Annotated in this window: 2 protein-coding genes; one reads left to right on the plus strand and one right to left on the minus strand. The window is 54.0% G+C overall.

Annotated features, from left to right (window positions below):
* Positions 1-779: NAD(P)(+) transhydrogenase (Re/Si-specific) subunit beta (locus H7A81_RS27280; protein WP_182059339.1), on the plus strand; the 779-nt coding region annotated here is incomplete at its 5' end.
* 46 nt (positions 780-825) lie between these two features.
* Here H7A81_RS27280 and uspE read toward each other — a convergent pair.
* Positions 826-1,270: universal stress protein UspE (uspE, locus tag H7A81_RS27285; protein ID WP_182059340.1), on the minus strand; the 445-nt coding region annotated here is incomplete at its 5' end.

The following is a 1,270-nucleotide window of genomic DNA, read 5'->3' on the forward strand; positions in this document are numbered from 1 at the left end:
ATCTGGTGGCGTCGATTGGCGGTGCGGATATGCCGGTTGTGGTGTCGATGCTCAACTCCTACTCCGGTTGGGCGGCAGCGGCTGCGGGCTTTATGCTCAGCAACGACCTGCTGATCGTCACCGGTGCGCTGGTGGGTTCATCTGGTGCCATCCTGTCCTACATTATGTGTAAGGCGATGAACCGCTCGTTCATTAGCGTGATTGCCGGTGGTTTTGGTACCGATGTGAGTGTCGGTGGCGAGAGCGAAGAAGAGGGTGAACATCGCGAAATCACGGCAGAAGACACGGCGGAATTGCTGAAAGGCTCAACGTCAGTGATCATCACCCCAGGCTACGGCATGGCAGTGGCGCAGGCACAGTACCCGGTGGCGGAAATTACCGAAAAACTGCGTGCGCGTGGCATCAAAGTGCGTTTCGGCATCCACCCGGTTGCTGGCCGTTTGCCTGGCCACATGAACGTGTTACTGGCTGAAGCCAAAGTGCCATATGACGTGGTGCTGGAAATGGACGAGATTAACGATGATTTCAGCGATACCGATACCGTGCTGGTGATCGGTGCCAATGACACCGTTAACCCGGCGGCACAGGAAGATCCGCGCAGCCCAATCGCTGGTATGCCCGTACTGGAAGTGTGGAAAGCGCAGAACGTTATCGTGTTTAAACGTTCAATGAATACCGGTTACGCCGGGGTGCAGAACCCGCTGTTCTTCAAAGACAACACGCAAATGTTGTTTGGTGATGCGAAGGCGAGTGTAGAAGGTATCCTGCGCGCGCTGTAATCTGAAGTGCGATTAAAAAGGCGACCATCTGGTCGCCTTTGTTGTTTTAATCGTCTTCGTCTTCTTCATCGTCATAATCAATCGGCGATTTGAAATCGTCCGGTTTGATTGCCAGCAAATCACAGCGGAGATGATCGATAACCTGCTCAGCGGTATTCCCCAGGAACGCGGCCGAAAGGCCAGTGCGGCCGATGGTGCCGAGTACCACAATTCCCGCCTCCAGATGAGAGGCGATATCCGGTATCACTTCCTCCGGCAAGCCTTTTGCCACATGCGTAAACTCTTCGCCGATGGAGAATTTCTGGCGTAGCGCTTTCATCGCCACCAGATGTTGTCCGCGAATCGCATCGTTATACACGCTGGGGTCAAAGTCGGGGAGTTCAATGGCGATATTGATTGGCGTGATGGGATAAGCACCGACAAGGTGCACTTCGGTGTGATTGACCATATCGGCCAGCAGCACGGTTTCACGAATCAGCTTTTGGTTTAAT

This window comes from Pantoea sp. ME81 (assembly GCF_903970985.1).
Classification (GTDB): domain Bacteria; phylum Pseudomonadota; class Gammaproteobacteria; order Enterobacterales; family Enterobacteriaceae; genus Pantoea; species Pantoea communis.